Raw genomic sequence first — 6,270 nt, 5'->3', positions numbered from 1 at the left:
TGCCCCGGGCCCGGCCCCGCGCACACCGTTTTTCGCGCCGGGCAGAGGACGGCCCGCCGGGACCCCGATGGCTCGACGCTCGTCCTTCCCCTGAGTCCTGGCCCCTCTTCCACTCCTGGGCCACGGGCCCGGAGGCGTAGCCCCGATGGGGTGGGCGCGGAGCGCGAGCACCCGCTCCACGTAAGCGTCCCGCGCTGCGTCGACGCCGCCGTCCTGCTCGCGGGCCGCGATCATCGCCCGGTCCGCCTCGACCACGGCGATGTGCAGGGGCAGGACTTGACTTCCTCCCCGCGTTAAAGCACGGGGACTCCGGCCGCGCGTGCCGCCATCGCACGAGAGGCCCCGGACAGGACGTCCTCGCCCATTAGGCTGCGGGCATGACGATCAAGGCAGTGGTGTTCGACGTCGGCGAGTGCCTGGTCGACGAGACCCGGGAGTACGGCACCTGGGCGGACTGGCTGGGCGTGCCCAGGCACACGTTCGTCGCCCAGTTCGGGGCGGTGATCGCCGAAGGACGGGACTACCGGGAGACGTTCCAGGTGTTCCGGCCGGGGTTCGACCTGTACGAGGAGCGTGAGAAGCGCGCCGCCGCCGGCCGACCCGAGTGGTTCGGCGAGGACGACATCTACCCGGACGTGCGGCCCGCGTTCGCGCATCTCAGGGCGGACGGCATGTGGCTGGCCATTGCCGGTAACCAGACCGTCCGCGCCGGCGGACTACTGCGGGAGCTTTTCACTGGGGACGTCGACCTGATCGGCACCTCGGACGACTGGGGCGCAAGCAAGCCGGACCTGGCGTTCTTCGAGCGGGTCGCCGAGGTGGTTCCGGCGGCCGTGGGCGAGATCCTCTATGTCGGCGACCGGCTCGACAACGACGTGCTCCCCGCCGCGCGGGCGGGGATGAAGACGGCGCTGATTCGGCGTGGCCCGTGGGGTTGGATTCAGCAGCACGCCCCGGCTGCCGAGCAGGCCACGTTTCGGATCGACTCGCTCGCTGAGTTGCCGGAGCTGATCGCCAAGTTCAACGCTGGAGCGAGTTGAGCATCGCCGGCCAGGAGTAGAGGCGGTCGTCCACTCGTTGGACGGCCGCCGAGTCCTGCCACGGGGCGAGCGCTCGTCGAGCCTCGCGGACGCGTTCCATGCCGGTCGCGTACCAGGTCGTGGCGAGCTGGTCGAGGGCCTGTTCTAGCAGGGCGCACGCCTCGTCTGGGCGGCTGGCGGCTGCCTCGACGGCCGCCAAGTCGCCGAGGACGACGACGCGTTGCTTGCCGTCGGTCTCGGGCAGTTCGGCGAGTGCGCGTTCGAGGGTCGTGCGGGCCTGGGGGATGAGGCCGGCGGCGAGTTCGGTGTTGCCCTTGAACGCGTGCAGGCGCACTGCCGAGAACCAGGTGAACCAGTCGGGTGGTGGCACGGTGCCGCCGGTGGCGAGGGTGTCCTCGGCGCGTCGGAGTAGGGAGAGAGCGCCGCGCTGGTCGCCGCAGCGGGTGAGGCATTCGGCCTCGACTGCGTCGAGCCAGGCGAGGATTTCGGGAGCGGCTGGGGCGCGGCGGGCGTAGGCGCGGGCGGCCTGCATGCGTTCGCGGGCCTCCGGCAGGCGGCCGGCCCAGCCGGGCACGAATGCGGCGTGAGCGAGGATGGCGGCGCCGATGAGGCTGTCGTCTGCTTCACCTGCGGCTTGGAGGGCGCGGACGAGGGTTGCGTCGGCGGTGGCGGGCTGGCGGAGGTCGAAGAACTCGATGCGCCCGAGTAGCAGGGTCGTTTCGGCGAGGGCTGCGGCCAGGATGCGGCGTGCGGTGCCGGAGGTCTCACCGAGCAGGGAGGTGCCCAGGGCTGCGTGTTCGGCTACGGCGCGGTGGAGCGCGGCGGGCGCTACGGAGAGGTAGAGGCGTCGGTGGGCCTCGGTCACTATGGCGTAGTCACCGCCAATCGTGCCGGGCTGGGTGCCGAGTTTCACCGGTCGCGGGAGGGCTGCACGCAGTGCGGTCGAGGGGAGCGCGGGTTGTGGGGCGGGTCCTCGGGTGGGCTCGATCGCGGGTTCTGTACCGCGGCTCCATGGCGCGCGGAAACCGAGGTCCTCGATGGGCTGGCGCAGGACGTGGACGATGAGTCGCTGGTAGTCCTCGCCTGGCCAGGGTGGGTTGCTGGATTCCCATCGGCGGACCTGCCGGGTGCTGACCTCGATGCCTCGTAGGCCGAGCTGTTGTGCGGCTCGGGTGAGCGCGCTGGCGAGGGCCTGCTGGCTGCAGTAGCCGGCGGCCTGTCGAGCGGCCTTGAGTGCGGTGTTGGACACGAGTCCTCCGGCGAACCTGATGGTGGTTCAACGATAGGCCGAGGGAGGACTGCTAGGGGACGCTTGTGTCATATGACCGACACCGCCGTCCTCTTCAAGTCCTCCAGGAGTCCTCTGCAAGGCCTTCAGGACGTCCGCTCCGAGAACGACGATTACCCCTGTCACCGAACGGTGACATCAGCTTACTGACAGTGGGGACCTGATGCCCGAGACGGCTCACCTGCCGACGCCAGGCCAACTCCCGTCCAAAGAACCTGGGGTGGCTGTGGCGACCGCCGACCAGCCCCTCGACGCCGCGGGACAGGCTGGCATCGCTCCCGAATCCCGTCGCCCGACACCGCGACGTCCTCCGAGCAAGTGGGCTTCCGCGGCGCCGATGGCTGTTTGCCGCGAGGACTACCAGCGAGGGCGGGCCGAGGAGAAGCGCCGTCGTGCCCGCGCGTAAGGCGAAGCCGCAGCCCAAATGCGCCGTCTGTGCGGCGTTCGACCGAATCGCAGATCCGGAGCTGCGCAGAAAGTACCCCGAGGCTCAGGCTCCCGGCGTGCTGGCAGAGCTCGAAAAGATCCGTGCGCGACACGCCAAGTCCTGCAAGGCGGTGGCCCGTGTCTCTTCGTGAGATCGCACAGCGAGCACAGGAACCCGCCGCCGACGCCGACCAGTGCCCCACGTGCCAGTTGCTCGACGCCCAGGACGCGGAGCATGCCGGCCACCCGAAGATCCTGGGCAGGATCGCCAGGTGGCGTGCTCAGCACGTGGCCGACGGCGAGTGCCTGGCGGTGCCGGATGACGACGAGTGACCCGGCGCCCCCGGCGCCGGCCTGGACACACTTCCTCGGCGGCCCCGTGCCGTACCCCGACGAAGCCGGGCGGGATGGTGCTGAGCCGCTTCCCTCCGCCTTGGAGCCCGCAGCGGAGTCACTGACGCTCAGCCGCCTGCGGGCCGAAGTGCGCAGGATCAACGCCCGCTACTGAAGGCTCTGATGCGTCCCTGGTGGTTCCCGCCGTACTGGCGCCGTATCCCGCGGTTCTACTCGGGTCGGCCGCCGATCCGGGGCATGCGTTCCTCCACGCGCCCGCGCGGCTGAGGGGATCGCGCCCCACAGACTCCGCCCGCGCTTCCCCGGTTGGCACACCGGCCGGGCGGATCCGGTGCCGGCCGGCCACGAGCTTGCGGTCGGCATCACCCTCGGCCCTCCGTCCCGGAGGGCCGAGAGCCCATCGAGCACGAGGGAGCGACACCATGTCCGTCCTGACCGATCGACTGCCCACGCTCAACATGACCGTGGACGGCGAGCCGTCCGGCCCGCTCGCCACCCGCCCGTTCGGGCTCGACGCCGTCACCAACCCGGTGACCGTCGCCGACCTGCCGGCCGTCGCCGTCGACCCCGACACGCAGCTCTCGCTGATCGACGGGCGGGTGGCCATCGACCTCCCCACCATGGAGACCTCGGGCTGCCAGACCGAGAGCGACGGCCAGACCGTCATCAGCGTCGACTACGACCAGAACGACGACTGATGACCCACGGCGCCGAGAGCACGCGGGGCGCCTCGCCCCGCGTGCTCGTCATCACCCACGACCTCGACCCCACCGCCGACTACGTCCTACGCGAGCTCAACGCCCGGGGCGTCCCGTTCTGGCGCACCGACCTCGCCGACTTCCCGCAGCAGATGACCATGACCGCCGAGCTCGGGGCCGACGGCCAGTGGGGCGGTACCCTCACCGGCCCACTGCGCGGCATTGACCTGTCCGAGCTCGCGTCCGTGTGGTGGCGCAAGCCGACCACGTTCCGCTTCCCCGACGGCATGTCCGGCCCGGAACATCGATTCGCCGCCGGGCAGGCCAAGCGGGCGTTCGCCGGTGTCCTCGGCTCCCTGCCGCAAGTGCTGTGGGTCAACCGGCCGGAGCGCAATGCGGACTGCACGAAGCCCACGCAGCTTGCCGCGGCTGTGGCAGCGCGCCTGCCTGTGCCGCCCACTCTCGTGACCAACGATCCCGCCGCGGTCGCCGACTTCGCCGGGCGGTGCGGCGGCCGGATCATCACGAAAGTCCTCGGTGGCATCGTCCACACCGAGAACGGGCAGCGCGGACAGATGTACACCACCCGAGTCCCCGCCGACCGGTGGGCCGACCCTCGTGTGGCCTTGACCGCTCACCTGTTCCAGCGGGAGATCACGGACAAGGCGTACGAGGTGCGCGTCACGTGCGTGGCCGGCCGGCTGTTCCCTGTCAGGGTCGACGCGCCCGATGGTCCCGGCCGGCTCGACTGGCGTACCGACTCCAAACGTCTCGCCTACTCACCGGTTGACCTCCCCGACGCGATCCGTACCGGCATCCTGGACATGCTGTGGCGCCTTGGACTCGTCTACGCAGCCGTTGACTTGATCGTGGACCAGGCTGGTACCCACTGGCTGATCGATGTGAATGCCGGCGGCCAGTGGGCGTGGATCGACTGCACCAGGGCCGCCATCACCACCGCACTGGCCGACCTTCTCCAGAAGGGCACCCCGTGACCACCACCACCGAGTCGGACGCCGGCACTCTGCGCGCCGCCATGGTCGATGCGCTCACCGCCGACGGCTCCCTGACCGACCCCGCCTGGCAGCGTGCTTTCCGCGACGTTCCTCGGCACCTGTTCGTCCCGTACTTCTACCGGCAGGGCGCCGACGGCCGGCAGCAGCGCATCTCCGGCGACGACCCCGGCCAGGCCGGCGAGTGGCTGCGGTCCGTCTACGAGAACCGCCCGCTCGTCACCCACCTGATCGACGGGAACGCGGCCTCGTCGTCCACGCAGCCGTCCCTCATGGCGGTGATGCTGCAGGCCCTCGGCGAGTTGACCACCCCGAGGGTGAAGGAGATCGGCACCGGCACTGGGTACAACGCCGCACTGCTCTCCCGCCGATATGGCCACGACCAGGTGGTGACGGTCGACGTTGACCCCGACGTGACAACCGCCGCCCGCCAACGCCTCGCTGCGGCCGGCTACCAGCCGACCGTGATTACCGCCGATGGCGCCGTTCCCGCCATGGACGGACCAGCGTTTGGGGCGATCGTCGCAACCTGCGGACTCGACCGCATCCCGCCGGCGTGGCTGGCCGAACTCGCCGACGACGGTGTGATCGTCGCCCCGCTCGGCTCCGGCGTCGTAAGCGTCGTGAAGACCAGTGACACCGAGGCCACCGGCGGGTTCCTCGCCACCCCCGCCTACTTCATGCCCCTGCGCGCCGAGGGTGACAGCGGAATCATCCGCCGGCCGGCGCTCCCGGACGGCGACGGCCGGCGGACGGAACTCGGCGTCGGCGTCGTGGTGGATGAGAGCTTCCGGTTCCTGGTCAGTGTTGCCCTCGGCCCGCTGGGCTGGAACTACGAACTCGCCGATGACGGCCGACCGGTTGGCGCCTGCCTGTGGGACGGCGCCGGGTCCGTCGCCGAGCTGCGGGCCGACGGCATTGTGTGCGAGGAAGGCCCGCGCGCTCTGTGGTCCGACCTCGAAGCCGTCCACCGCCTGTTCGTGGTCAAAGGCCGACCGGCCCGCGACCGGTACGGCATCACCATCACCGCCGGTGAGCAACGTGTGTGGCTCGACGATCCTGATGGCCCAAGGTGGCTCCTGCCCGCATAGGCCCGCGTTGCGCTCCATGGCCGGCCGTACGGCGGTGCGGCCGGCCAGGACCTTAACCGTGGAACGGCCGCCATGTCTCGACTCCCAGGGCGCGGGCCACGGCGACCAGGTCGTCGAGCCCGGGAGGCGTGCGGCCGATCTCGTAGTTGCTGATTGACTGCCGCTCCCGCCCGATCATCTGGCCGAGGCCATCCACAGCGGCAGTTCGCTCCACGGCTCGACGGCGTCCGGGCCCTCGGCGAGCAGCGGCGCGTCCGGGACCCAGACGAGCTCGGCGCGCCCCTCCCCCGCCACCTGCGCGCACGTGTCCAGGAACTGCCCGTAGGTGAGCAGGCCGGGCGGCGCGGTGGTGAGGAAGCG

The 6,270-nt window shown here is 70.8% G+C and carries 7 protein-coding genes and 1 pseudogene; 5 read left to right on the top strand and 3 right to left on the bottom strand.

Features of this window, described 5'->3' with window-relative positions:
• Positions 1-377 precede the first annotated feature (377 nt).
• Entirely contained in the window at positions 378-1,040 is a 663-nt protein-coding gene (locus tag PUR71_RS01625) for an HAD family hydrolase (RefSeq protein WP_329924472.1), read from the top strand.
• Here the strand turns inward: PUR71_RS01625 and PUR71_RS01620 are convergent.
• Positions 1,021-2,289, bottom strand: coding sequence for a tetratricopeptide repeat protein (locus PUR71_RS01620; protein ID WP_329924471.1), 1,269 nt, complete (start codon positions 2,287-2,289; stop codon positions 1,021-1,023). The two genes, PUR71_RS01625 and PUR71_RS01620, sit on opposite strands and share 20 nt — an antisense overlap.
• Positions 2,290-2,892: 603 nt before the next feature.
• On the opposite strand from PUR71_RS01620, the gene PUR71_RS01615 reads away from it, so the two are divergent.
• The 4 genes from PUR71_RS01615 to PUR71_RS01600 all read left to right on the top strand — a co-directional run bounded on the left by PUR71_RS01615 (position 2,893) and on the right by PUR71_RS01600 (position 5,910).
• Complete coding sequence (locus tag PUR71_RS01615; protein WP_329924470.1) at positions 2,893-3,087, top strand: hypothetical protein; 195 nt, start codon at positions 2,893-2,895, stop codon at positions 3,085-3,087.
• Positions 3,088-3,530: 443 nt separating this feature from the next.
• Positions 3,531-3,806, top strand: coding sequence for a putative ATP-grasp-modified RiPP (gene tgmA / locus PUR71_RS01610; protein ID WP_329924469.1), 276 nt, complete (start codon positions 3,531-3,533; stop codon positions 3,804-3,806).
• Positions 3,806-4,801 (top strand): MvdC/MvdD family ATP grasp protein, encoded by a 996-nt coding sequence (locus PUR71_RS01605; RefSeq protein ID WP_329924468.1) that lies wholly within the window; start codon positions 3,806-3,808, stop codon positions 4,799-4,801. Before tgmA ends, PUR71_RS01605 begins: the two co-directional genes overlap by 1 nt.
• The gene (locus PUR71_RS01600) at positions 4,798-5,910 is read left to right on the top strand and encodes a methyltransferase domain-containing protein (RefSeq protein ID WP_329924467.1); all 1,113 of its coding nucleotides are present in this window, start codon (positions 4,798-4,800) and stop codon (positions 5,908-5,910) included. The genes PUR71_RS01605 and PUR71_RS01600 overlap by 4 nt, the downstream gene beginning before the upstream one ends.
• A gap of 52 nt (positions 5,911-5,962) precedes the next feature.
• On the opposite strand, the gene PUR71_RS40950 is transcribed toward PUR71_RS01600, so the two are convergent.
• Both PUR71_RS40950 and PUR71_RS01595 read right to left on the bottom strand, forming a co-directional pair.
• Positions 5,963-6,088, bottom strand: a complete 126-nt coding sequence (locus PUR71_RS40950; RefSeq protein WP_443077314.1) for a helix-turn-helix domain-containing protein — start codon at positions 6,086-6,088, stop codon at positions 5,963-5,965.
• A pseudogene (locus PUR71_RS01595) lies at positions 6,085-6,270 on the bottom strand (NAD-dependent epimerase); the annotation flags it as partial. The gene PUR71_RS40950 and the pseudogene PUR71_RS01595, both read right to left, overlap by 4 nt.

It is taken from the genome of Streptomyces sp. SP17BM10, assembly GCF_036322405.1.
Taxonomy (GTDB): domain Bacteria; phylum Actinomycetota; class Actinomycetes; order Streptomycetales; family Streptomycetaceae; genus Kitasatospora.
This window is presented reverse-complemented; position numbering and strand designations above follow the sequence as displayed.

Coding starts and splice junctions, on each gene's coding strand:
- PUR71_RS40950 (WP_443077314.1), bottom strand. CDS start 6,088: ATGATCGGGCGGGAGCGGCAGTCAATCAGCAACTACGAGATCGGCCGC.
- PUR71_RS01605 (WP_329924468.1), top strand. CDS start 3,806: ATGACCCACGGCGCCGAGAGCACGCGGGGCGCCTCGCCCCGCGTGCTC.
- PUR71_RS01625 (WP_329924472.1), top strand. CDS start 378: ATGACGATCAAGGCAGTGGTGTTCGACGTCGGCGAGTGCCTGGTCGAC.
- tgmA (WP_329924469.1), top strand. CDS start 3,531: ATGTCCGTCCTGACCGATCGACTGCCCACGCTCAACATGACCGTGGAC.